Origin of the sequence: Burkholderia sp. AU4i, from assembly GCF_000466765.1 — a bacterium.
GTDB classification, from domain to species: Bacteria; Pseudomonadota; Gammaproteobacteria; order Burkholderiales; family Burkholderiaceae; genus Burkholderia; species Burkholderia cepacia.
This window is the reverse complement of record NZ_ASSI01000140.1, coordinates 13,397-36,903: the sequence shown is the minus strand read 5'-3', so window position 1 is coordinate 36,903 and position 23,507 is coordinate 13,397. Positions and strand designations below refer to the sequence as shown.

Here is a 23,507-nt window from a genome sequence, read left to right as displayed (position 1 = left end):
CAGGAGCACGCGCAGGCGCGCACCGGCCGCGGCGCCGGTTACGACGGCGCGCCCGGCACCGGCGGCCCCGGGGCTGCGCGGCCGAACGGCGACGCCGCCCGCTCGCTGCCCGAGCCGATGGTGCGCTGCGCCGAATGCGGCGTGCATGCGCCGAAGGGCGATGCCGTCGTCGCGGGCGGCGAATACTTCTGCAGCACCGAGCACGCGCAGCGCCACGGTGCACGCGCGAGCGGCCACGACGCCCGATGAACGACGCAGCACGACTGTCGGTCGATGCACACGGCTGGGTGCGTGAAGCGCGTCACGCGCCGTCGCCGAATTACGAGGTGCGGCCCGCGGGCGCGGTGCCGACGCTCGTCGTCGTCCACAACATCAGCTTGCCGCCCGGCGAGTTCGGCGGCGACGCGATCGAGGCGCTGTTCCTGAATCGCCTCGACTGCGATGCGCACCCTTATTACCAGAGCCACCTGCGCGGCGTGCGCGTGTCCGCGCACTTCCTGATCCGCCGCAGCGGCGAACTCGTGCAGTTCGTGTCGTGCGACGAGCGCGCGTGGCACGCGGGCTCGTCCGAATTCTTCGGCCGGCCGCGCTGCAACGACTTCTCCATCGGCATCGAGCTCGAGGGCGCGGACGACGTGCCGTTCGACGACGCGCAGTACGCGACGCTCGCCGCACTCTCCCGCGCGCTCGCCGCACGCTACCCGGTCGACGCATTCGCGGGGCACTCGGACGTCGCGCCGGGCCGCAAGACCGACCCGGGCCCGCATTTCGATTGGCAACGCTTCGCGAGCGATGCCGGGTTTTCCGCCGAATACTTTCCTTTCCGTCAGCACTGATCGCGGGGTTTTTTGACCGGAGAAAGTTTTTTCTCCGACCAATGCCTTGTCGTGTCTGCGCGTGAGCGATGTCAAGACCTCCACCGCAAATTATCCGTTTGGACGTCCTCCGAATGTCCACTATACTTGGTGCCAGTTGAGCGGTTCTGCACTAGATATAGTGTGTGTCGCAGGGGAAACCCGAGCGGCACCGGCCGGCGGCCAACGCCGGCGGACAGGGTTCTCAGGGCGGCGCGTCAGGCCGGGCGGTCCAGGCGTCGCGATCAGCGCAGCGAACTTCGACGGGGCAGGGGATACATGACGAAGCACACGACCGGCTCGGTTGTCGCGCATCGACCGAACCGGCTTCCCCGGCGCATCGCTCGCCTCTTACCGCTCGCGCACCGCGTTGCGCAGCGTTCGTTTTAATCCGCGGTTCTCTCCGCACCATCCAACACCAGGAGCTTTGCACATGCAAACCACCGACAACGCGACGTCCCAGTACGAGAGCGCCTCGAGCCGTCCGCTCGGCGGGACCGAACAGGGCGCGAAGGCGCTCGCGCCGCAGGCCACGTTCGCCGACTACAAGGTGATCCGCCGCAACGGCAGCGTCGTATCGTTCGAACCTTCGAAGATCGCGATCGCGGTGACGAAGGCTTTCCTGGCCGTCAACGGCGGGCAGGGCGCGGCTTCGGCGCGCGTGCGCGAGCAGGTCGAACAGCTGACGCACAACGTCGTGCGCGCGCTCGTGCGCAGCCGCCCGAACGGCGGTACGTTCCATATCGAAGACATCCAGGACCAGGTCGAACTCGCGCTGATGCGCGGCGGCGAACACAACGTCGCGCGTGCGTACGTGCTGTATCGCGAGAAGCGTCACCTCGAGCGCCAGCATGCGGGCGAGGAAGCAGCGGCAGCGGGCGGCGAGTCGAGCACCGGCATCAACGTCGTCGACAACGGCGTCACGCGTCCGCTCGACCTGAACGCGCTGCGCGCGCTGATCGTGTCGGCATGCGACGGCCTCGGCGCTGCGGTTAACCCTGACCCGATCGTCGCCGAAACGGTGAAGAACCTGTACGACGGCGTGCCGATGAGCCAGGTCTACGACTCGGCGATCCTCGCGGCGCGCACGATGATCGAGAAGGACCCGGCATACAGCCAGGTCACGGCCCGCATCCTGCTGCACACGATCCGTCGCGAGATCCTCGGCGAGGAAGTCGTCCAGGCCGAGATGCCGGCCCGTTACGCGGAATACTTCCCGCAGTTCCTGAAGCGCGGCGTCGACGCCGGCCTGCTCGACGACAAGCTGCTGCAGTTCGACCTGAAGCGCCTCGGCGAAGCGCTCGACGCGAACCGCGACCTGCAGTTCGGCTACCTCGGCCTGCAGACGCTGTACGACCGTTACTTCCTGCACGTCGACGGCACCCGCATCGAAATGCCGCAGGCATTCTTCATGCGCGTCGCGATGGGCCTGTCGCTGAACGAGATCGACCGCGAGACGCGCGCGATCGAGTTCTACAACGTGCTGTCGAGCTTCGACTTCATGAGCTCGACGCCGACGCTGTTCAACTCGGGCACGCACCGCTCGCAGCTGTCGTCGTGCTACCTGACGACGGTCGCGGACGATCTCGACGGCATCTATGAAGCGCTGAAGGAAAACGCACTGCTGTCGAAGTTCGCCGGCGGCCTGGGCAACGACTGGACGCGCGTGCGTGCACTCGGCTCGCATATCAAGGGCACGAACGGCAAGTCGCAAGGCGTAGTCCCGTTCCTGAAGGTCGTGAACGACACGGCCGTCGCGGTCAACCAGGGCGGCAAGCGCAAGGGCGCGGTCTGCGCGTACCTCGAATCGTGGCACCTCGACATCGAGGAATTCCTCGAACTGCGCAAGAACACCGGCGACGACCGCCGCCGTACGCACGACATGAACACGGCGAACTGGATTCCCGACCTGTTCATGAAGCGCGTGATGGAAGGCGCCGACTGGACGCTGTTCTCGCCGTCGACCTGCCCGGACCTGCACGACAAGTTCGGCGCCGATTTCGAGAAGGCTTACACGGCTTACGAAGAGAAGGTCGCGCGCGGCGAGATCAAGCTGTTCAAGAAGATCCCGGCGCAGCAGCTCTGGCGCAAGATGCTCGGCATGCTGTTCGAGACGGGCCACCCGTGGATCACGTTCAAGGATCCGTGCAACGTGCGCTCGCCGCAGCAGCACGTCGGCGTCGTCCACTCGTCGAACCTGTGCACGGAAATCACGCTGAACACGAGCGACACCGAAATCGCGGTGTGCAACCTCGGCTCGGTGAACCTCGTCGCCCACCTGGTGAAGCAGGCCGACGGCAGCTACGCGCTCGACCACGAGAAGCTGAAGCGCACGATCAGCGTCGCGATGCGCATGCTCGACAACGTGATCGACATCAACTACTACGCGGTGCCGAAGGCGCGTAACTCGAACCTGAAGCACCGTCCGGTCGGCATGGGCATCATGGGCTTCCAGGACTGTCTGCACCTGCTGCGCACGCCGTACGCGTCGGAAGCGGCGGTCGAGTTCGCCGATCGTTCGATGGAAGCGGTCTGCTACTACGCGTACTACGCGTCGACCGAGCTGGCCGAAGAGCGCGGCCGCTACTCGAGCTACCGCGGCTCGCTGTGGGATCGCGGCATCCTCCCGCAGGACACGCTGAAGCTGCTGACGGAAGCGCGCGGCGGCTACGTCGAGGTCGACACGTCGGAGTCGCTCGACTGGACGTCGCTGCGTTCGCGGATCGCCGCACACGGCATGCGCAACTCGAACTGCGTCGCGATCGCGCCGACGGCGACGATCTCGAACATCATCGGCGTGTCGGCCTGTATCGAGCCGACCTTCCAGAACCTGTACGTGAAGTCGAACCTGTCGGGCGAATTCACGGTGGTCAACGAGTACCTCGTCCGCGACCTGAAGGAACGCGGCCTGTGGGACGAAGTGATGGTCGCTGACCTGAAGTACTTCGACGGCATGCTGTCGCGCATCGACCGCATCCCGGCCGACCTGCGCGCGATCTACGCGACCGCGTTCGAAGTCGACCCGACGTGGCTGGTCGAAGCGGCATCGCGTCGCCAGAAGTGGATCGACCAGGCGCAGTCGCTGAACATCTACATGGGCGGCGCGTCGGGCAAGAAGCTCGACGAGGTCTACAAGCTCGCATGGTTGCGCGGCCTGAAGACGACCTACTACCTCCGCACGATGGCGGCGACGCACGTCGAGAAGTCGACGGTCGCGCACGGCGCACTGAACGCAGTGCCGACCGGCGGCTCGAGCAGCGGCGGCGCGCAAGGCGCAGCGGGCGGCTTTGGTGCGGCGGGCGGCGATGCGTCGTCGGGCGCGGTCAACGCAGCGCCGGCACTCGCGCCGGTCGAGGCGGATGGTCCGGTGTGCACGATGCGTCCGGGCGATCCCGGCTTCGACGAGTGCGAAGCGTGCCAGTAACGCAGTGCGCCTGACCTGAGAAGCAGGCAAGGGCGGCGCACACGACGACCGATCGAGGTTGAAGTGTGCGCCGCTCTCAACTAAAAAAATGATAAGGAATCTGTAACGCGGCACCTGCGTTGCAGGCAGTGACAAGCGATCGAAACATCCCCGACGACGTCGCGTTTCGATCAGCGTTCGATGCGTCGAGCGCACCTCGCGATACACGCGCGACTCACATCGCGCGCTGCATGAATGACGATGCGTTGCTCAAAGTGTTGTATCGAGGTCGCAACGCGAATCGAAAAAAGGATTTTTCGTGAGCGAACCCTTTTATCGCTCAGGAAAAGATGGTACAAACCGTTCTAAATTGATGGTGAGAATTTATGCTCAACTGGGATGACGAGAAGACTGCCGTAACCCCCGCGAGCGGAGCGCAGCAAAACGCAATGCGCACCTCCGCCGGGATGGCTGTCGGAATGCAGGCTGCAACGCCTGCCGCCCATCAGGTCCGTGACATTTTCGAAGGCGATCTTGCGGTGCCGCCGCAAGCATCGGCTGTTCCCGCCGGCGGTTCGGAAGCGCGGGTCAATGTCGCCGACAAGCGCATCATCAACGGCCAGACTGACGTGAATCAGCTGGTGCCGTTCAAGTACAAGTGGGCGTGGGAAAAGTATCTGGCCGGTTGCGCGAACCACTGGATGCCGCAGGAAATCAACATGTCCCGCGACATCGCACTGTGGAAGGACCCGAACGGTCTGACCGAGGACGAGCGCCGCATCGTGAAGCGCAACCTCGGTTTCTTCGTGACGGCCGATTCGCTCGCGGCGAACAACATCGTGCTCGGCACGTACCGCCACATCACGGCGCCCGAGTGCCGGCAGTTCCTGCTGCGCCAGGCGTTCGAGGAAGCGATCCACACGCACGCGTACCAATATATTGTCGAATCGCTCGGTCTCGATGAAGGCGAGATCTTCAACGCGTACCACGAGGTCACGTCGATCCGCGCGAAGGACGAATTCCTGATCCCGTTCATCCACACGCTGACGGATCCGGCCTTCAAGACCGGCACGCTCGAAGCGGACCAGAAGCTGCTGAAGTCGCTGATCGTGTTCGCCTGCATCATGGAAGGCCTGTTCTTCTATGTCGGGTTCACGCAGATCCTCGCGCTCGGCCGCCAGAACAAGATGACGGGTGCTGCAGAGCAATATCAGTACATCCTGCGCGACGAGTCGATGCACTGCAATTTCGGCATCGACCTGATCAACCAGATCAAGCTCGAGAACCCGCATCTCTGGACCGCGGAATTCCGCGCCGAGATCCGCGAGCTGTTCAAGCAGGCTGTCGAACTCGAATACCGCTACGCCGAAGACACGATGCCGCGCGGCGTGCTGGGTTTGAACGCGTCGATGTTCAAGAGCTACCTGCGCTTCATCAGCAACCGCCGTTGCCAGCAGATCGGCCTCGATCCGCTGTACCCGAACGAGGAAAACCCGTTCCCGTGGATGAGCGAGATGATCGACCTGAAGAAGGAACGCAACTTCTTCGAGACGCGTGTGATCGAGTATCAGACGGGCGGTGCGCTGTCCTGGGAATAACCCGCAGCAGCGAACCCGTCACATGATGTGAGCAGCCGGTGGCCTCTCGGCCCCGGCCCAAGGTTTAGGAGCAAGAACGCCTGATGCAAAGCATGCCCGGTGCCTTAACGGCCCAACGACACGACAGGCACTTTGCGAACCCTTCAGTGGGATGGGCAAACTTCCCTCCGGAAAAAGCGGACGGCCGTGTGGCGGTCCGCTTGATCAAGCGATTAGGGGTAGCGGCGCGAGGTGCGCCGGCTACCGACTTGATTTGGCGCGCGAGGCCGGGTGGTCACGCGCGCCATACCGTATTCATTAGCGTAAGCGCGTGGTATCCGCGTACGCCGATGAATAGCCCGCTTCGAAGCGCACGTCCTGAACAGCGTCCGCGGGAAGCGGGTTTTGACGAAGGGTGTAGTTTGAACTGACTCTCATCTGAACCTGAAGGAGAACAACATGGCTACCGCCAAGAAGAAACCGGCTGCTAAGAAAGTTGCTGCCAAGAAGACCGTTGCGAAGAAGGCTGCTGCTCCGGCGAAGAAGGCTGCTGCAGTGAAGAAGGTTGCTGCGAAGAAGGTCGCGGTGAAGAAGGTTGCCGCGAAGAAGGCAGCACCGGCGAAGAAGGCCGCAGCGAAGAAGGTTGCAGCCAAGAAGGTCGCGGTGAAGAAGGTTGCCGCGAAGAAGGCAGCACCGGCGAAGAAGGCCGCAGCGAAGAAGGTTGCAGCCAAGAAAGTCGCAGTGAAGAAGGTTGCTGCGAAGAAGGCCGCACCGGCGAAGAAGGCTGCTGCGAAGAAGGCCGCACCGGCGAAGAAGGCTGCTGCGAAGAAGGCCGCGCCTGCTAAGAAGGCTGCTGCGAAGAAGGCCGCGCCTGCTAAGAAGGCTGCCGCGAAGAAGGCTGCGCCTGCTGCGAAGAAGGCTGCCGCTGCTCCTGCGAAGAAGGCCGCTGCTCCGGCGAAGAAGGCTGCTGCACCGGCCAAGAAGGCTGCAGCTCCGAAGAAGGCCGTCGTGAAGAAGGCTGCGCCGGCAACGACCGCGTCGACCGCATCGGTTGCGCCGGCATCGGGCGTGAAGACCGCGCTCAACCCGGCAGCGGCATGGCCGTTCCCGACCGGCAGCCGTCCGTAATCGAGGCTGAGCCGTACCACCCGGACACTCACATGGTGTCCGTGGGTTGAGTAGCGCTACTCAATCAGTCCCGCCATCTGGCTTAGGTGGCGGGATTTTTTTCGTCCGTGTTTGCCGATGTGCCCGTATGCCGGCTGCCTGTATGCGGGCCGCGGCGAGTACGGACGAAAAAAAACGCATGTGCAGCTTCGCACATGCGTTCGACCGCGGCTTGCGCCGCGAGCTGAGGTACCTGTTAGTGCGTGACGCGCGTGACGCCGCCGCTCGACAGCAGTCGCACCCGCTCGCCGGCGCGGAACGCTTCGCCGCTTGCTGCCTGCGTGATCGAGCGCAGATCGCCGTTGTCGAGGCGCACGGTGATTTCGACACCGTTCGCCGTGCTGAGGTTTTCGCCAACCGCGTTGCCTGCGACCGCACCGACGAGACCGCCCGCGATCGCGGTCAGGATCGATCCCTTGCCGCCGCCGATCGCGCTGCCTGCCACCGCACCGAGTGCGCCGCCGCCGAGCGTGCCGATCGCACTGCCGCCGCCGTCGGACTGGATGCGCACTGCACGGACGCTTTCGACCGTGCCCATGCGAACCGTCTGTTCGCGCTGCGCCTGGCCGACGCTATAGACATCCGCCGAGCCCGGCGCGGTGAAGCAACCGGTGAGCGTCAGCGAGGCCGTCAGCATGGCCGCGAGCGTGAGGGTCTTTTTCGTCAACATCTTTGCTCTCCCACAATATTCATTTGAGACTGTAACCGAATGCAGTCTCGAAGCGCGCGTCGATCTCGGCGCGCGTCAGTACGTAAGTCTGGGGCCCCTGGTGGGCGATCTTGATCGAGCCCATCAGGCTCGCGAGGCGGCCCGTGGTTGCCCAGTCGAGGCCATGCTCGATGCCGTACAGCAGGCCGCCCCGGAAGGCATCGCCGCAGCCGGTCGGATCGGCGATGTGCTCGGCCGGTACGACCGGAATCTGCTCCGCACCCTGCTTGTGGCGGATGGTCGCGCCATGCTCGCCACGCGTGATGACGAGGGCGTCGACCCGGCTGGCGATTTCATCTTCGGACCATCCCGTCTTGTCGCTCACCAGCTTGGCCTCGTAGTCGTTGACCGCTACATAGGTCGCAAGTTCAATGCTGCGGCGCAGCGTCGCACCGTCGAACAGCGGCAGGCCCTGGCCCGGATCGAACACGAACGGTACACCGGCCTTGGCGAGTTCTTCCACGTGCTGGACCATCCCGTCGAAGCCGTCAGGGCCGACGATGGCGAGCTTGATGTCCGGCGCGTCGCCTGCGTGGTTCAGGTGCGACTGCATCATCGCGCCCGGGTGGAACGCCGCGATCTGGTTGTTGTCGAGATCGGTCGTGATCATCGCCTGCGCCGTATAGGTGTCGGGCAGCACGCGAACGTGGTCGCGGCGCAGGCCGAGCTGGTCGAGGCGGTCGAGATACGGCTGCGCGTCGAGCGCGCCCACCGTTCCCATCATGCGTGCATCGCCGCCGAGCAGGTGCAGTGCGTACGCGATGTTGCCCGCGCAGCCGCCGAATTCGCGGCGCATCGTCGGCACCAGGAAGCTCAGGTTGATGAGGTGCACCTGGTCGGGCAGGATGTGCTCGCGGAACCGCCCTTCGAAGGTCATGATGGAGTCGTAGGCGATCGAGCCGCAAATCAACGTAGCCAAGGTGTGCGTTCCTGTAGAAATGAGGGACCCTGCGCGACAACGCCGCGCGAAAGGCGCGGCGCGGCAGGGGAAAGCGAAAGAAAGCTTACTTCAGTGCGGCGAGTGCTGCATCGTAGTTCGGCTCGTCCTTGATTTCGCCGACGAGTTCCGCGTGGATCACCTTGTCCTGCGCGTCGAGCACGACGACCGCACGGGCGGTCAGGCCGTTCAGCGGGCCGCTCGTCACGTCGACGCCGTATGCGTTCGCGAATGCGCGGCCGGTGCGGAACGTCGAAGCCGTCACGACGTTCTCGAGGCCTTCGGTCGTGCAGAAGCGCGTCGCCGCGAACGGCAGGTCGGCCGACACGACGACGACGACCGTGTTGTCGAGCGACGATGCTGCTTCGTTGAACTTGCGGGTCGACGTCGCGCAGGTCGGCGTGTCGAGGCTCGGCACGATGTTCAGCACCTTGCGCTTGCCGGCGAAGCTGGCGAGCGACAGGTCGGCGAGGTCCTTGCCGACCAGCTTGAAATCGGCGGCTTGGGCGCCGACGGCCGGGAACGTGCCGGCGAGATCGATCGGGTTGCCACCCAGCGTAACTTTGCTCATGTTCGTGCTCCGAAATAGCGCGCCGCTCGGGCGCGCGGGTTGAGACGGGCGCGCATGCGCGCGCCGCGGTGCGTCACGGATAGAAGATCTGGACGCGGAAATTCGAGGCGGGCGTGCCGTTCGTTTCGAGGCGGACGACCATCGTCTGCGTCGTGCCGGGCGGCAACCCGGCGTCGATCGGCGTGCCCGGGCGCACGTAGTCGCGCGGCGCGAGCACGCGGCGCACGGTCACGTGGTTGGTGTCGTCCAGCAGCGTCAGTTCGAGCGACGGGTAGGCGAGCGCGACGCGGTAGCGGTTCGTCAGCGGTACCTTCAGCTCGAGCTCGCGCGGGCCGTCGAGCTGGCGCAGGTCGGTCGCGTCGAGCCGCAGGCCGTCGATCGCGCGCGGCGGCGCGACCGTGCAGCCGAGCGGCGCGCAGGCCTGCCGGAACCAGCCCTGCGTGACCGGCCAGTGGATCATCAGCGTTTCGCGTTGCCACCACGCGAGTTGCGCGACGAGCAGCACGGCCAGCACGGCGGCGACGAGGCCGCCGAAAAAGCCGCCGAGCATTCCGCGCCGCTGCGGGGCGCGCGTCTCGCGCGTGACGGCGAAGTGGGGACGATCGTCGTCGGTCAGCGCAGCGGGGAACGGTGCGGCCGGCGCGCTGGCGGCCGCGGCTGGTTTCTCGTCGTGCGGTGCTTTTGCGTCGGTACCGGTGTCGGGTTCGGATCCGGCCGCGGCGATGGCCGGTGCCGGCGCGAATGCAAAACGCGGTTCGCGCGGCGCGCGTTCGTCGTCCGGCACGGCGAAGTGCGCGGTGCCGACGGGTTCGGCGGCATCGTGAGCGGTATCTGCGTCCGACGGGCGGTGTGCGACGAAGCGCGGCTCACGCGGGTCGCGCTCGACGGGCGCGGCCGATGATTCGGTATCCCGCGGTGTTTGTGTCTGCAGCGATTCGGCTGGTTGCGCGACGGCTGCGGAAGTGTCCAGCTCGGTCGGGGAGGGGGCGAACGGCGCGGGCGTACCCGACAAGTGAACGATGCCGGCGTCGGTGGACGGAAGGGCGAGCGGTATCAGCGGCTCGGTGCGCACGGTCTGCACGTTGTGTTGCAGCGACGGGTCGACGCCGGCGTCGAGCCACGGCGCCCACATGTCCCAGCCTTCCGGCTTGTAATCGGTGTCGGAAGATGCCCCGGCCGGCGCATCGGCAGTGAACAGCCGGGCCGGCGGGGCCGGATGGTGCGTGTTGCCTTCGTCCGGCGCGGCAGCCGGTTCGGTCAGGGCCGGCTCGGGCTGCTGCGCATGCTCGGGAACGAGCGACTCGGATGCGTTGAAGACTTCGTGGCAATGCCCGCAGCGCACGAGCCCTTGATGCAGCGAGAGCTGTTCCTGCTGCAGCCGGAAGACGGTTTCGCAATGAGGGCAGCGCGTCGCAAGAAGCATGTCGAGCCGGGCGGCCTGCTGGCCAGAGTGAAGGACAGCGCTATTCTAATGGCTTTCGCGCCGGGTTCCGGCGAGGCATACCCAACCTTCGTGTTCACGCCAGACCGAGATGTCGACGTAGCGCGCGTAGACGGCCGCGACTTCGTCCGCCTGGCGCGCGAGCACGCCCGACAGCGCGATGCGCCCGCCCGGCTTGACCTTCGATGCGAGCATCGACGCCATCAGCTTCAGCGGATTCGACAGGATGTTCGCGACGACGATGTCGAATTCGCCGTCCGGGCACGCATCGGGCAGCCCGTACGTGACTTCCGCACGGTTGCGTTCGCTGTTCTGCCGTGCCGATTCGACGGCTTGCGGATCGATGTCGATGCCGATGACGGGGTTCGCCCCGCATTTCTTCGCGAGGATCGCGAGAATGCCCGAGCCGCAACCGTAGTCGAGCACCGATTGGCCCGGTTTCACCGACTGCTCGAGCCATTCCATGCACAGACGCGTGGTCGGATGGCTGCCGGTGCCGAACGCGAGGCCCGGATCGAGTTCGAGGACGAGCGCATCGGGATCGGGCGCATCGTGCCACGACGGCACGACCCAGATCCGCTCGCCGATCGGGATCGGCTCGAACTGCGATTGCGTGAGTCGCACCCAGTCCTGTTCCTCGACTTCGCGGACGACGAACGTCGGCGTTTCGGCGATGCCGATCTCGTTGGCAGCCGCGGCGAGCAGCACGGCCGGCTCATGCTCGGCCGCCAGCAGCGCGACCACGCGCGAGTGCTGCCACGCGGTGCGGTCGGGCACGAGGCCCGGCTCGCCGAAGAGCGGCTGTTCGTCGGGCGTGTCGGCGTCGGCGTCTTCCACGGACACCGACAGCGCGCCGAGTTCGAGCAGCGCGTCGGAGAGTGCCTCCGCGTGCTCACGGGCCAGTTCGACGACGAGTTCGCGATAGCTCATGCTTACGCTTCTTCCGGTGCGACCTGCTGCTTCTGGGCGAGCCGGTTTTCGAGGTAGTGGATGCTGGTGCCGCCTTCGACGAACTTCGAATCGATCATCAGCTCGCGGTGCAGCGGGATGTTGGTCTGGATGCCTTCGACGACCATTTCGGACAGCGCGATGCGCATCCGGCTGATCGCCTGCTCGCGCGTCGCGCCGTAGGTGATCAGCTTGCCGATCATCGAATCATAGTTCGGCGGCACGAAATAGCCATTGTAGGCGTGCGAATCGACGCGCACGCCGGGGCCGCCCGGCGTATGCCACGACGTGATCCGGCCCGGCGACGGCGTGAACTTGAACGGATCTTCGGCGTTGATCCGGCATTCGATCGCATGTCCGCGGAACTGGATGTCGCGCTGGCGCAGCGTGAGCTTCTCGCCGGCCGCGATGCGGATCTGTTCCTGCACGATGTCGACGCCCGTGATCAGCTCCGATACCGGATGCTCGACCTGCACGCGCGTGTTCATCTCGATGAAGTAGAACTCGCCGTTTTCATACAGGAATTCGAACGTGCCCGCGCCGAGATAGCCCATCTTCTTGCAGGCGTCCGCGCAGCGGTCGCCGATGCGGTCGATCAGGCGGCGCGGAATGCCGGGCGCCGGCGCTTCCTCGATCACCTTCTGGTGGCGGCGCTGCATCGAGCAATCGCGTTCGCCGAGCCAGATCGCGTTCTTGTACGCGTCGGACAGCACCTGGATTTCGATGTGGCGCGGGTTCTCGAGGAACTTCTCCATGTACACCTGCGGGTTGCCGAACGCACGGCCGGCTTCCTCGCGGGTCATGTTGACCGCGTTGACGAGCGCGGCCTCGGTGTGCACGACGCGCATCCCGCGCCCGCCACCGCCGCCCGCCGCCTTGATGATGACCGGATAGCCGATCGCGCGCGCAATCTTGACGATCTCCTTCGGATCGTCCGGCAACGCGCCTTCCGAGCCCGGCACGCACGGCACGCCGGTCTTGATCATCGTCTGCTTCGCGGTGACCTTGTCACCCATCATGCGGATCGTTTCCGGGCGCGGGCCGATGAACGTGAAGCCCGACTGCTCGACGCGTTCCGCGAAATCGGCGTTCTCCGACAGGAAGCCGTAGCCGGGGTGGATCGCTTCGGCGTCGGTGACTTCCGCGGCGCTGATCAGCGCCGGCATGTTCAGGTAGCTCAGGTTCGACGGGGCCGGGCCAATACAGACGGCTTCGTCCGCGAGGCGCACGTACTTGGCTTCCTTGTCGGCTTCCGAGTAGACGACCACCGTCTTGACGCCGAGCTCGCGGCACGCACGCTGGATGCGCAGCGCGATTTCACCGCGGTTGGCAATGAGGATTTTTTCAAACATAGCGAGTATTCGTCTCTTCGAGGGGCGCGCGAACGGCGCCTGGCGAGCATCGGCGGTGCGCGGCCCGCGGGCCGCGCGGCGGATTTAGCCGATCACGAAAAGCGGCTGGCCGTATTCGACGGCCTGGCCGTTCTCGACGAGGATTTCCTTGATCACGCCGGCCTTGTCCGACTCGATCTCGTTGAGCAGCTTCATCGCTTCGATGATGCAGATCGTCTGGCCTTCCTTGACCGTGTCGCCCACCTGGACGAACGGGTCCGCGCCCGGCGACGGCGCGCGATAGAACGTGCCGACCATCGGCGACGTCACGACGTGGCCCTGCGGGGCAGCCGGTGCGGCAGCGCCGCCAGCGGCCGGCGCGGCAGCGCCTTCGGTCGGCAGCGCGACCGACGGAGCGGGCGCGCTGACTTGCGGGGCATACCCAGCCGTCGGCTGCACGTAGACCGGCGGCGCGTTCTTGACGATGCGCACCTTGCCTTCGCCTTCCGTCACTTCCAGCTCGGAGATGCCGGATTCGGAAACGAGGTCGATCAGAGTTTTCAGCTTACGAAGATCCATCGGGAATTCCCCTTTCAATACGTGAAAGCGCCGGTTAGGGGCCGGCGCTGAATCTAGATCGCGAATTCAGCCGCGCGACGTGCCTTGCAGCTTGTCCAGCGCGTACTCGAGCGCGTACAGATAACCTTTCCAGCCGAGCCCGCAGATCACGCCTTCGGCCTGGTCGGAAAAGTAGGAGTGGTGCCTGAACGCTTCGCGGCGATGCACGTTCGACAAGTGAACCTCGACGAACGGGATGCCAACGCCGGCGATCGCGTCCCGGATCGCGACGCTCGTGTGCGTATACGCGGCCGGATTGATCAGGATGAAATCGGTCTGTTCCTCCCGCGCGGCCTGGATGCGGTCGACCAGCGCGCCTTCATGGTTGCTCTGGAACGACGACAGTTCGGCGCCGGCTTCCCGGGCACGCGCGGCAAGCGCCTGATCGATCTGTGCGAGCGTGACGCGGCCGTACACCTCCGGTTCCCGGGTGCCGAGAAGGTTCAGGTTGGGGCCGTGCAGCACCAGCAATCGTGTCATGGTCGCTTCTATTTCTGCGGAATTGCGCGAACTTTAGCGCTATTTAGAGAAATTTGTCTAGTTTTGCCGAACGGCCGAGCGCGCGGGACCTGCAAGAATTACCGGCGCGCATGCAAAGTAGCGGCGAATTCACGCGAAATTGCGGCGATCGACGGGCAAATCGCCTACAACGTCCGGGCCGCCGTTCGGGCGGGTTACAGCGCGTCGAGCGTCTTTTTCAGCTCGGCCGGCTGGATTTGTCCCAATTTTGTCTCGCGAATCTTGCCGGTCTGGTCGATGACGACCGTAAACGGCAACGCGCCGGCGGTATTCCCGAAATTACGGGCCAGATCGGCGCCCGCATAACCGCTGACGAAGACGGGATAGTCGACCTTCACCTTCTGCAGAAAGTTCTTCACGTTCTGTTCGGAATCGACGCCGATCCCGATGAAACGGATGCCCTTCTGTTTGTACTGGTGCGACAGCGCGACGAGCTCCGGCATCTCCTCGACGCACGGGCCGCACCATGACGCCCAGAAATTGACGACGACCTTCTGGCCCTTGAAGGCGGACAGCGTGGCCGGCTTGCCGTCGACACCCGTCAGGGAGGCCGCCCACAACTGTTCGACCGGGCTGCCCTGCGCGGCGGGCGCGGCGACGGCGACCCCGTCATCGGCGGTGCCGCGGAACCAATGGCCGGCGGCGAGCCCGCCGGCAACGGCGGCGGCCGCGACGACCGCGAGCGCCAACATGCGTTTCATCATCATCGTTGAATCATTCCGGTTCGGAAGGGGCCTTGCCTGCTTCGACGAGCGCGCGCAGCGCGGCGGCATCCGCACGGGCGACCCGGCCGCGCGCGTCGGCCTTGACCGCGCCGCGCAGGTCGTCGCTCGCATAGAGCGCGAGATGGATGCCGATCGCATCCACGTCGCGCCGCGGGCGCCACAGGAAACTGAGCGTCTCGACGTCGGCGCGGCCCGCGAAATGCCGCGTCTCGGACACGTCGTACTGGACGTTCTGGTTCAGCAGGTAGATCGCGACGTCCTTCGGGTTGTCGGTGAATGCCTGCAAATGGATATCCGAATGCGCGTTCGCGGTGCCGTTCAGCACGGCACCCGTCACATAAGGATGGAACTCGGCGAGCCGGCGCATCCAGTCGAGCGCGACTTCGCGCAGGCGGCGCAGTTCGTCCGGCTGCGTGTCGCTCTGGAACAGGGCGATGTATTCGCGCAGTTCTTCCTCGATCTGGTCGTTATCCGGCAGCCATTCGCCGGCAACGCGCGAGTCGCCCAGCAACTGGCGCGCGGCCTTGCGTTTTGCGCCGGCATAGTCGAGGCCGTCCTCCGCGATCAGGCGGGCGGCGGACTGGGCAATTTCCTCGCGGAGGCGCCGCGGGTCGACAAGAGGTTTGCGAGACATGATCCGGCAATCATACTCGATCGCCGCGGCGCCCGAGCGCGGGTGCGGCGGCCTGCCGCCAGGCGTGCCGGCGCCGCCCGCGCGCATCGTTCGGGCCGCCTGGCACGGCAGGCCGTCAGTTACAATAGTGCTCTTTGTGTCGCGGCAAAAGCCGTTGGCCGGGCGCCGGCCGCGCGGCCCGTCCGGCGCGCCGCACACACATCCTTTCCGAATCGACGGCGCCCGGCGGCGCGAAAGCATTCATCTATGCACATCCACATTCTTGGCATCTGCGGCACCTTCATGGGCGGTCTCGCCGTACTCGCGCGCGAGGCGGGCCACACGGTGACGGGTTGCGACGCGGGCGTCTATCCGCCGATGAGCACGCAGCTCGAGGCGCAGGGCATCACGCTGATCGAGGGCTACGGCGCCGAGCAGATCGACCTGAAACCGGATCTGTTCGTGATCGGCAACGTCGTCACGCGCGGCAATCCGCTGATGGAGGCGATCCTCGATCGCGGCCTGCCTTACGTATCCGGCCCGCAATGGCTCGGCGAGCACGTGCTCGCCGGCAAGTGGGTGCTCGCGGTCGCGGGCACGCACGGCAAGACGACCACGTCGTCGATGCTCGCGTGGCTGCTGGAAGACTCCGGTCTGAACCCGGGCTTCCTGATCGGCGGTGTACCGCTGAACTTCGGCGTGTCGGCGCGGCTCACCGATTCGAGCTTCTTCGTGATCGAGGCCGACGAATACGATACGGCGTTTTTCGACAAGCGCTCGAAGTTCGTCCACTACCGGCCGCGCACCGCGGTGCTGAACAACCTTGAATTCGATCACGCCGACATCTTCCCCGATCTCGCCGCGATCGAGACGCAATTCCACCATCTCGTGCGCACCGTGCCCGCTGTCGGCAGGATCGTCACGAACGGCCGTTCCGACGCGCTCGAGCGCGTGCTGGCGCGCGGCTGCTGGAGCGAGGTCGAGCGGTTCGGCGTCGACGGCGGCTGGCAGGCGCTGCCGGCCGAGGACGGCGTGCCGGTCGACGAGCGTTTCGCGGTGTATTCGCACGCGGAACGCGTCGGCGAAGTCGCATGGCAGGTGCAGGGCGATCACAACCGGATGAACGCGCTCGCGGCGATCGCGGCTGCGCGCCACGTCGGCGTGCCGCCCGCGCAGGCCGCCGCGTCCCTCGCGGCGTTCCGCAACGTGAAGCGCCGCATGGAAGTGCGCGGCAGCGTGGACGGCGTGACCGTCTACGACGACTTCGCGCACCATCCGACCGCGATCGAAACCACGATCGCCGGCCTTCGTGCACGCATCGGCCGCCAGAATTCCCGCATTCTCGCCGTGCTCGAGCCGCGCTCGAACACGATGAAGCTCGGCGTGATGAAGTCGCAATTGCCGGCGAGCCTGGCCGACGCCGATCTCGTGTTCGGTTACGGCGCACCGGCCGGGCGCGACGCGCTCGGCTGGAATCTGGCCGAGGCGCTGGCGCCGCTCGGCGATCGCGCACACGCGTTCGACGACCTGCACCTGCTGGTGAAGTCCGTCGTCGCAGCCGCCCGCCCGGGCGATCACGTGCTCGTGATGAGCAACGGCGGCTTCGGCGGCGTTCATCAGAAGCTGCTCGATGCGCTCGGGAGCCGCTCGTGATCCTGTATCTGCACGGCTTCCGGTCATCGCCGGAATCGCAGAAGTCGCGCCAGCTCGCCGCGCGCATGGCCGAGCTCGGCCGCAGCGGCGAGTGGCGGTGCCCGTCGCTGTCGGTGTCGCCGCTCGAAGCGATCGCGGTCGCGGAAGCCGAGGTGGCCGGCGCGCGCGACGTGACCGTCATCGGCAGCTCGCTCGGCGGCTATTACGCCACCTGGCTGGCCGAAAAACACGGCTGGAAGGCCGTGCTGCTGAATCCGGCCATCGTGCCGCAGCGCGATCTCGAGCAGCACCTCGGCGAACAGCCGCTGTGGCACGGCGGCGGCACGATCGTCGTCGAGCGCCATCACCTGCATGAACTCGACGCGCTGCGCGTGCCGGCAATCACGCGTGCCGAACGCTACTATCTGTTCGCGGCGACCGGTGACGAAGTGCTCGATTACCGCGAGATGCTCGCGCATTACCCGGGCGCGAAGACGCGCGTGATCGAAGGCAGCGATCACGGGATCAGCGAATTTGCCGACTATGTCGACGACGTTCTCGCGTTTTGCGACGGAAAGACGTCTTGATCCGGCCATGTGCCGATCGAATTCCCATCATCAAGCGGCGCCGCGGACGCGGCGCCCGGCAGTCTGAACGAGAGTACTGAGTGAACGTTTTCTTCGAGGAATCGGGCAGTTTCAAGGCGGGCAGCGTGCTGTCGCGCCAGGGCGACGCATTTCAGGTCGAGTTGCCCGGCGGGCGGCGGGCCAAGGTGCGCGCGAAAGACGTGCTGATCGAATTCGACAAGCCGGCCGCGGGCGAACTGATGCAGGAAGCCGACTCGGCCGCGCAGCAGATCGACCTGGATTTCCTGTGGGAATGCGCGCCGGCCGACGAGTTCGCGTATACGGCGCTGGCCGCGGAATACTTCGGCGCGACGTACGGCCCGGTGGAGCGGGCGGCGCTGGTGTTGCGACTGCACGGCTCGCCCGTCTACTTCCGCCGCAAGGGGCGCGGCCAGTACCAGCGCGCGCCGGAAGAGCAGCTCAAGATGGCGCTCGCGTCGCTCGAGCGCAAGCGCCAGCAGGCGCTCGTCCAGGCGCAGTACGAAGAGGAGCTGAAGGCCGGCAAGCTGCCGGAAGCGTTCGCGGGCAAGGTGCTCGGGCTGCTGACGCGGCCGGACAAGAACGCGATCGAATACAAGGCGATGGAAGCGGCGGCCGGTGCGCGCGGCGTGTCGCCGGCGCGGCTGATGCTCGACTGCGGCGGCATCGCGTCGCCGCGCGCGCTGCACGAGGCGCGCTTCCTCGCGGAGTTCTTCCCGCACGGCACGGGCTTTCCGGCCGTCACGGTCGGCCCGCTGCCGGACGACCTGCCGCGCGCGGACGTCGAGGCGTTCTCGATCGACGACATCACGACGACCGAAATCGACGACGCATTCTCGGTCGAGCATCTCGCCGACGGCCGCGTGCGCATCGGTGTGCACATCGCGGCGCCGGCGCTCGGCATCGTGCGCGGCGACGCGATCGACGCGATCGCGCGCACGCGCCTGTCGACCGTCTACATGCCGGGCGACAAGATCACGATGCTGCCGGACGACGTCGTCGACGTGTTCACGCTGAAAGAGGGCGACTACCGCCCGGCACTGTCGCTGTACATCATCGTCAACCGCGAAACGCAGGAGATCGTCGCGAACGAGACGCGCGCCGAGCTCGTGTTCGTGAAGAACAACCTGCGACACAACAACCTCGACGAGCTCGTCAACGAAGAGACGCTCGCGGCCGGCACCGGCGACTATCCGCACAAGGACGACATCGCCGTGCTGTGGCCGCTCGCGCAGGCGCTGTTCGAGAAGCGCCAGGTCGCGCGCGCGGGTTACGGCCTGAAGCGCGAGGTGCAGCGCAACACCGACTACAACTTCTACGTCGAAGGCGAGCACGTGACGATCACGCCGCGCCGCCGCGGCTCGCCGCTCGACCTGATCGTGTCGGAGCTCGCGATCCTCGCGAACTCGACGTGGGGCGCGTTCCTGCACGATCACACGGTGCCGGGCATCTACCGCTCGCAGCGCGGCTTCGGCGCACCGGGCCCGAAGCGCACGCGGATGCAGACGACGGCCGCGCCGCACGAAGGTCTCGGCGTCGCGCAGTACGCATGGAGCACGTCGCCGCTGCGCCGCTACGTCGACCTCGTGAACCAGTGGCAGCTGCTCGCGTGCGTGCAGCACGGCGTCACCGCGAAGCTCGCCGCACCGTTCAAGCCGAAGGACGCCGACCTGTACGCGGTCGTGCAGGGCTTCGACGACACGTATACGGCCTACGCCGACTACCAGCGCCGGATGGAGTACTTCTGGTGCCTGCGCTGGCTCGCGCAGGAGCAGAAGAAGCAGGTCGTCGCGAGCGTGGTGAAGGGCGATCTCGTGCGCCTCGAGGAAATTCCGCTGCTGCTGCACGTGCCGGGGCTCGGCGTGCATGCGCGCGGCACGCGCGTGCTGCTCGACGTGATGTCGCTCGACGAGCTGACGATCGAGGCATCGGTGCGGTTGCTGAACGTGCTCGATGCGCCGACCGTGACGAGCGGCGACGCGGCCGACGAAGAGGATGACGCCGAAAGCGGCGACGACACGCTGATCGACGCCGAAGACGCGACGGCCGAAACCGAGGCGGAAGCGCTGGCGGAGGCGGACGGCGCAGCAGCCGGCGAAGGCGGTGAAGGCGGCGAAGCCACGGGCGGCAACGCCGAAGAAGAGGGGCGCGCATCATGACCGCAGCTGCGTCGACGAGCGGCGCCGACCGCTATGTCGTGTTCGGCAACCCGGTGGCGCACAGCAAGTCGCCGTTCATCCACGCGCAGTTCGCCGCGCAGACGGGTGAGCCGGTCGACTACGCGCACCGGCTCGCGCCGGTCGACGGCTTTGAAGCCGCCGTGCGCGCCTTCGTCGCCGAAGGCGGTCGCGGCGCGAACGTGACGGTGCCGTTCAAGCTCGAGGCGCATGCGCTCGCCGACACGCTGTCGCCGCGCGCGGCGGCGGCGGGCGCGGTGAATACGCTGCGCATCGACGCCGACGGCCGTATCCACGGCGACAACACCGACGGCGTCGGCCTCGTGCGCGACATCGAGGCGAATCTCGGCGTGTCGCTGGCGGGCGCGCGCATCCTGCTGCTCGGCGCGGGCGGTGCGGCGCGCGGTGTCGTGCTGCCGCTGCTCGACCGCGCGCCGCTGTCGATCACGATCGTGAACCGCACCGCGAGCAAGGCCGAGGCGCTCGTCGGCCAGTTCATGCAGGCCGCCCACGATGCAGGCTGCACGCTCGCGGGCGGCGGCCCGGACGTCGTGCGCGCGGAGCCATATGACGTGGTGATCAACGCGACGGCCGGCAGCCTCGATGCCGCGCTGCCGGAGTGCGACGCGGCCGCGTTCGGCGCGGGCACGCTCGCGTACGACATGATGTACGGCGCGCAGCCGACGGTGTTCATGCAGCATGCGGCGTCGCTCGGCGCGCGCACCGCCGACGGGCTCGGGATGCTCGTCGAGCAGGCGGCCGAATCGTTCTTCATCTGGCGCGGCGTGCGGCCGGACAGCGCGCCGGTGCTGGCCGCGCTGCGCCAGGCGCTCGCGGCGAGCTGAACGGGGCGCGGCACGTGGTGGCGGTGAGCGGCACGCAGCACACGCGGACGGTGAGCCCGACGCGCTGGATCGTCTATGCGGGATCGGTGTTCGCGGGTGCGTGGCTCGCGACGCAACTGTTCTATCTCGTACAGATCGCGCTGTGGTCGTTCGTGAACCCGGGCTCGACCGCGTTCATGCGCACCGACGCGTGGTGGCTGTCGCGCGACAAGCCGCCCGCGCAGATCCAGCACCAGTGGGTGCCTTACGACCAGATCTCGCGCAACCTGAAGCGCGCGCTGATCGCGTCGGAAGACTCGACCTTCGCGACCAACAACGGCTACGACGTCGACGCGATCCTGCAGGCGTGGGAGAAGAACAAGGCGCGCGGCCGGATCGTCGCGGGCGGCTCGACGATCACGCAGCAGCTCGCGCGCAACCTGTTCCTGTCGCGCGAGAAGAGCTACATCCGCAAGGGGCAGGAGCTCATCATCACGTGGATGCTCGAAACGGTGCTCGACAAGGAGCGGATCTTCGAGATCTACCTGAATTCCGTCGAGTGGGGACGCGGCGTGTACGGTGCCGAGGCGGCCGCACGCTATTACTACCGGATTCCCGCGAGCCGGCTCGGCGCGTGGCAGTCTGCGCGCCTCGCGGTGATGCTGCCGAAGCCGCGCTGGTTCGACGCGCACCGCGGCTCGGCCTACCAGGCGCAGCGCGCGGCAGTCATCGCCCGCCGGATGGGCGCGGCCGAACTGCCGCAATCGGAGTGAACGGCGCGAGCGCGCCGTCACATTGACCGTTTCGATGCCCGTGCGCCGCACGCGGGTCGCTTGCATGCCGTTTGTGCGCTGCAGCGCATGCGTGTCGCGCGCATTTCGGGTCACATCCATTAGACGAATCCGTCTATTTCGCTTTGCTGAGCAATGCTCGCGATCACGCGTGTTTGTTGGCTGATATGGCACGAAATCCTGGAATTTTTAGTATTTCCGGGTAAACGCGAAAGTCCGTGAAAGGTGCGTGAAATGCAACGTTTCGCAAACCGAAGCATTCCTGAAAGGTGTGCGCCGCACCGGCCGCCGGCCAAATATTTCAAAATTTTTCAAAGCTGACGGGCTCGCGTATATTGGCCAGCGCCTCGGCTTATCGGCCGCGATCGAGGCGGGGGGCGGCTTATCCGGCTGCTCGATACAAAAAACATCCGAGAGAAGGAAAGCAACGATGCCAGCGAGCAAAGCGAAGCTGTTGTTGGGAGTGGTGTTTTCTTCGCTGATTCTGACGGCCTGCAACGACGACGTGACATCGTCCGCCGCTGCCGGCGCCGACAACTCAGCCGATCCCGCCGGTCAGGTGGACAAGGCGTACAACGATCCGAACAGTTATTCGTCGAGCGCGAACGCGTCGCTCGACGCCTCCGCCGCGGTTGAAAAGGCCGCCGTCACGCATCACCAGATCACGCTGAACGGCAAGACGATCCGCTACACGGCCACGGCCGGCCACCTCGTCGCGCGCAATCCGCAGACGGGCGCACCCGAAGCGTCGTTCTTCTATGTCGCCTATACGGCCGACAACCAGCCCGCGGCGAAGCGGCCCGTCACCTTCCTGTACAACGGCGGCCCCGGCTCGGCATCGGTGTGGCTGCACCTCGGCTCGTTCGGCCCGCGCCGGATCCAGACGGGCGACCCGAACGCGAACACGTCGACGTTCCCGTTCGTCGACAACCAGGAAAGCCTGCTCGACACGACCGACCTCGTGTTCGTCGATGCGATCGGCACCGGCTTCTCCGAAGCGATCGCGCCGAACACGAACCAAACGTTCTGGGGCGTCGACCAGGACGGCGGCGCGTTCCGCGATTTCGTCACGCGCTACCTCGCCGTGAACCAGCGCAGCGCATCGCCGAAATACCTGTTCGGCGAATCGTACGGCACGCCGCGCACCGACGTGCTCGCGAACCTGCTCGAGACGGCCGGCGTGAAGCTCGACGGCATCGTGCTGCAGTCGTCGATCCTGAACTACAACACGAACTGCGACATGGCGAGCGACTACATCGGCAACTCGAACAACGGGTCGAGCCCGGTGAGTTGCGCGGGTTTCGTGCCGTCGTATGGCACCGTCGGTGCGTACTACCAGCTCGACAACCCGAACCCGTCGAACCTGCCGCAGTATGCGGACCAGATGCGCCTGCTGACGGCCGGCAGCTACGCGCCCGCCGTGAACGCGTACCTCGCGAGCCATACGCCGCCGCCGCCGGCCCTCGTCACGACGATGGTGAATTCGACCGGCGTGAAGCAGTCGCTGTGGAATGCGGACTTCAACGTGATCCCGACCTTCTTCGACAACAGCTTCCAGCTGTCGCTGATCCCGGGCACGCTGATCGGCCGCTACGACGCGCGCGTGAACGTGCCGGTGTCGAGCCCGCTTGCCGCGGATGGCGATCCGTCGAGCTCGTTCATCACGAAGCCGTTCACCGACACGATCGGCCAGTACCTGCCGAACGAGCTGAAGTACACCGCGCAGTCGGCGTATTCGTTGAGCAGCAACGCGATCAACACGTGGGACTGGACGCACGACGGGCTCGCGATGCCCGACACGATCCCCGATCTCGCCGCGGCGCTGGCGCTGAACCCGCAACTGAAGGTGCTGTCGCTGAACGGGTATCACGACATCGCGACGCCGTTCTACCAGACCGAGCTCGACCTCGCGCGGCTCGGGACGCAACCGAACCTGACGATCAGGGACTATCAGGGCGGACACATGGTCTATCTCGACGATACGTCGCGTCCGCAGGAGAAAGCCGACCTCGTGACCTTCTACAACGCGGCCGCGCACTGATGCTGCGCCGGCCGGCGACAGGCG

22 protein-coding genes are annotated in these 23,507 nt (G+C 66.1%); 12 read left to right on the top strand and 10 right to left on the bottom strand.

Going from position 1 to position 23,507, the window contains the following annotated elements:
• From L810_RS29450 to L810_RS45855, 6 genes are all read left to right on the top strand, one after another.
• Positions 1-249, top strand: a 249-nt coding sequence (locus L810_RS29450) for a PP0621 family protein (RefSeq protein WP_042976651.1), incomplete at its 5' end; no start/stop codon positions are given.
• Entirely contained in the window at positions 246-836 is a 591-nt protein-coding gene (gene ampD, locus L810_RS29445) for a 1,6-anhydro-N-acetylmuramyl-L-alanine amidase AmpD (protein WP_021161899.1), read from the top strand. The genes L810_RS29450 and ampD, both read left to right, overlap by 4 nt.
• Positions 837-1,287: 451 nt before the next feature.
• Positions 1,288-4,278, top strand: coding sequence for a ribonucleoside-diphosphate reductase subunit alpha (locus tag L810_RS29440; RefSeq protein ID WP_021161897.1), 2,991 nt, complete (start codon positions 1,288-1,290; stop codon positions 4,276-4,278).
• A 365-nt stretch (positions 4,279-4,643) separates the two neighbouring features.
• Complete coding sequence (locus L810_RS29435; RefSeq protein WP_014898151.1) at positions 4,644-5,855, top strand: ribonucleotide-diphosphate reductase subunit beta; 1,212 nt, start codon at positions 4,644-4,646, stop codon at positions 5,853-5,855.
• A gap of 83 nt (positions 5,856-5,938) precedes the next feature.
• Positions 5,939-6,265: a hypothetical protein gene (locus L810_RS45860; protein WP_080982133.1), complete on the top strand. Its 327-nt coding sequence runs from the start codon at positions 5,939-5,941 to the stop codon at positions 6,263-6,265.
• A 28-nt stretch (positions 6,266-6,293) separates the two neighbouring features.
• Positions 6,294-6,962 carry a histone H1-like DNA-binding protein gene (locus tag L810_RS45855; RefSeq protein WP_021161894.1) on the top strand — a complete coding sequence of 223 codons (669 nt, stop codon included), beginning with the start codon at positions 6,294-6,296 and terminating at the stop codon, positions 6,960-6,962.
• A gap of 235 nt (positions 6,963-7,197) precedes the next feature.
• Here L810_RS45855 and L810_RS29425 read toward each other — a convergent pair whose 3' ends face one another.
• The 10 genes from L810_RS29425 to L810_RS29380 form a co-directional block, all read right to left on the bottom strand.
• Positions 7,198-7,671 (bottom strand): glycine zipper 2TM domain-containing protein, encoded by a 474-nt coding sequence (locus L810_RS29425; protein WP_021161893.1) that lies wholly within the window; start codon positions 7,669-7,671, stop codon positions 7,198-7,200.
• A gap of 19 nt (positions 7,672-7,690) precedes the next feature.
• Positions 7,691-8,629, bottom strand: a complete 939-nt coding sequence (locus tag L810_RS29420; protein ID WP_021161892.1) for a carbohydrate kinase family protein — start codon at positions 8,627-8,629, stop codon at positions 7,691-7,693.
• A gap of 85 nt (positions 8,630-8,714) precedes the next feature.
• Positions 8,715-9,218 carry a thiol peroxidase gene (tpx, locus tag L810_RS29415; RefSeq protein WP_027783488.1) on the bottom strand — a complete coding sequence of 168 codons (504 nt, stop codon included), beginning with the start codon at positions 9,216-9,218 and terminating at the stop codon, positions 8,715-8,717.
• A gap of 73 nt (positions 9,219-9,291) precedes the next feature.
• The gene (locus tag L810_RS29410; RefSeq protein ID WP_042976649.1) at positions 9,292-10,641 is read right to left on the bottom strand and encodes a zinc-ribbon and DUF3426 domain-containing protein; all 1,350 of its coding nucleotides are present in this window, start codon (positions 10,639-10,641) and stop codon (positions 9,292-9,294) included.
• A gap of 45 nt (positions 10,642-10,686) precedes the next feature.
• The gene (gene prmA, locus L810_RS29405) at positions 10,687-11,589 is read right to left on the bottom strand and encodes a 50S ribosomal protein L11 methyltransferase (protein ID WP_021161891.1); all 903 of its coding nucleotides are present in this window, start codon (positions 11,587-11,589) and stop codon (positions 10,687-10,689) included.
• Positions 11,590-11,591: 2 nt separating this feature from the next.
• Positions 11,592-12,959: an acetyl-CoA carboxylase biotin carboxylase subunit gene (gene accC / locus L810_RS29400; protein ID WP_021161890.1), complete on the bottom strand. Its 1,368-nt coding sequence runs from the start codon at positions 12,957-12,959 to the stop codon at positions 11,592-11,594.
• Between the two features lie 84 nt (positions 12,960-13,043).
• Complete coding sequence (gene accB, locus L810_RS29395; RefSeq protein ID WP_021161889.1) at positions 13,044-13,517, bottom strand: acetyl-CoA carboxylase biotin carboxyl carrier protein; 474 nt, start codon at positions 13,515-13,517, stop codon at positions 13,044-13,046.
• A 66-nt stretch (positions 13,518-13,583) separates the two neighbouring features.
• Positions 13,584-14,036, bottom strand: a complete 453-nt coding sequence (aroQ, locus tag L810_RS29390; RefSeq protein ID WP_011350880.1) for a type II 3-dehydroquinate dehydratase — start codon at positions 14,034-14,036, stop codon at positions 13,584-13,586.
• A gap of 194 nt (positions 14,037-14,230) precedes the next feature.
• Positions 14,231-14,782, bottom strand: coding sequence for a TlpA family protein disulfide reductase (locus tag L810_RS29385; RefSeq protein WP_021161888.1), 552 nt, complete (start codon positions 14,780-14,782; stop codon positions 14,231-14,233).
• 7 nt (positions 14,783-14,789) lie between these two features.
• A complete protein-coding gene (locus L810_RS29380; RefSeq protein ID WP_042976655.1) occupies positions 14,790-15,434 on the bottom strand; it encodes a hypothetical protein in 645 nt (214 codons plus the stop codon).
• 99 nt (positions 15,435-15,533) lie between these two features.
• On the opposite strand from L810_RS29380, the gene mpl reads away from it, so the two are divergent.
• The 6 genes from mpl to L810_RS29350 all read left to right on the top strand — a co-directional run bounded on the left by mpl (position 15,534) and on the right by L810_RS29350 (position 23,483).
• Positions 15,534-17,066, top strand: a complete 1,533-nt coding sequence (gene mpl / locus L810_RS29375; RefSeq protein WP_373453108.1) for a UDP-N-acetylmuramate:L-alanyl-gamma-D-glutamyl-meso-diaminopimelate ligase — start codon at positions 15,534-15,536, stop codon at positions 17,064-17,066.
• On the top strand, positions 17,063-17,632 hold the full coding sequence (locus L810_RS29370) for a YqiA/YcfP family alpha/beta fold hydrolase (RefSeq protein WP_021161885.1): 570 nt from the start codon (positions 17,063-17,065) through the stop codon (positions 17,630-17,632). Before mpl ends, L810_RS29370 begins: the two co-directional genes overlap by 4 nt.
• An 80-nt stretch (positions 17,633-17,712) precedes the next feature.
• Entirely contained in the window at positions 17,713-19,809 is a 2,097-nt protein-coding gene (locus tag L810_RS29365) for a ribonuclease catalytic domain-containing protein (protein ID WP_021161884.1), read from the top strand.
• Positions 19,806-20,672 carry a shikimate dehydrogenase gene (aroE, locus tag L810_RS29360; RefSeq protein ID WP_021161883.1) on the top strand — a complete coding sequence of 289 codons (867 nt, stop codon included), beginning with the start codon at positions 19,806-19,808 and terminating at the stop codon, positions 20,670-20,672. Before L810_RS29365 ends, aroE begins: the two co-directional genes overlap by 4 nt.
• Positions 20,673-20,686: 14 nt before the next feature.
• Positions 20,687-21,424 (top strand): monofunctional biosynthetic peptidoglycan transglycosylase, encoded by a 738-nt coding sequence (gene mtgA / locus L810_RS29355; protein WP_042976647.1) that lies wholly within the window; start codon positions 20,687-20,689, stop codon positions 21,422-21,424.
• A gap of 448 nt (positions 21,425-21,872) precedes the next feature.
• Positions 21,873-23,483 carry a S10 family peptidase gene (locus tag L810_RS29350; RefSeq protein WP_042976644.1) on the top strand — a complete coding sequence of 537 codons (1,611 nt, stop codon included), beginning with the start codon at positions 21,873-21,875 and terminating at the stop codon, positions 23,481-23,483.
• Positions 23,484-23,507 lie beyond the last annotated feature (24 nt).

Coding starts and splice junctions, on each gene's coding strand:
- ampD (WP_021161899.1), top strand. CDS start 246: ATGAACGACGCAGCACGACTGTCGGTCGATGCACACGGCTGGGTGCGT.
- L810_RS29380 (WP_042976655.1), bottom strand. CDS start 15,434: ATGTCTCGCAAACCTCTTGTCGACCCGCGGCGCCTCCGCGAGGAAATT.
- L810_RS29410 (WP_042976649.1), bottom strand. CDS start 10,641: ATGCTTCTTGCGACGCGCTGCCCTCATTGCGAAACCGTCTTCCGGCTG.
- L810_RS29440 (WP_021161897.1), top strand. CDS start 1,288: ATGCAAACCACCGACAACGCGACGTCCCAGTACGAGAGCGCCTCGAGC.
- aroQ (WP_011350880.1), bottom strand. CDS start 14,036: ATGACACGATTGCTGGTGCTGCACGGCCCCAACCTGAACCTTCTCGGC.
- L810_RS45855 (WP_021161894.1), top strand. CDS start 6,294: ATGGCTACCGCCAAGAAGAAACCGGCTGCTAAGAAAGTTGCTGCCAAG.
- L810_RS29385 (WP_021161888.1), bottom strand. CDS start 14,782: ATGATGATGAAACGCATGTTGGCGCTCGCGGTCGTCGCGGCCGCCGCC.
- L810_RS29425 (WP_021161893.1), bottom strand. CDS start 7,671: ATGTTGACGAAAAAGACCCTCACGCTCGCGGCCATGCTGACGGCCTCG.
- L810_RS29435 (WP_014898151.1), top strand. CDS start 4,644: ATGCTCAACTGGGATGACGAGAAGACTGCCGTAACCCCCGCGAGCGGA.
- accC (WP_021161890.1), bottom strand. CDS start 12,959: ATGTTTGAAAAAATCCTCATTGCCAACCGCGGTGAAATCGCGCTGCGC.
- tpx (WP_027783488.1), bottom strand. CDS start 9,218: ATGAGCAAAGTTACGCTGGGTGGCAACCCGATCGATCTCGCCGGCACG.
- aroE (WP_021161883.1), top strand. CDS start 19,806: ATGACCGCAGCTGCGTCGACGAGCGGCGCCGACCGCTATGTCGTGTTC.
- L810_RS45860 (WP_080982133.1), top strand. CDS start 5,939: ATGCAAAGCATGCCCGGTGCCTTAACGGCCCAACGACACGACAGGCAC.
- accB (WP_021161889.1), bottom strand. CDS start 13,517: ATGGATCTTCGTAAGCTGAAAACTCTGATCGACCTCGTTTCCGAATCC.
- prmA (WP_021161891.1), bottom strand. CDS start 11,589: ATGAGCTATCGCGAACTCGTCGTCGAACTGGCCCGTGAGCACGCGGAG.
- L810_RS29350 (WP_042976644.1), top strand. CDS start 21,873: ATGCCAGCGAGCAAAGCGAAGCTGTTGTTGGGAGTGGTGTTTTCTTCG.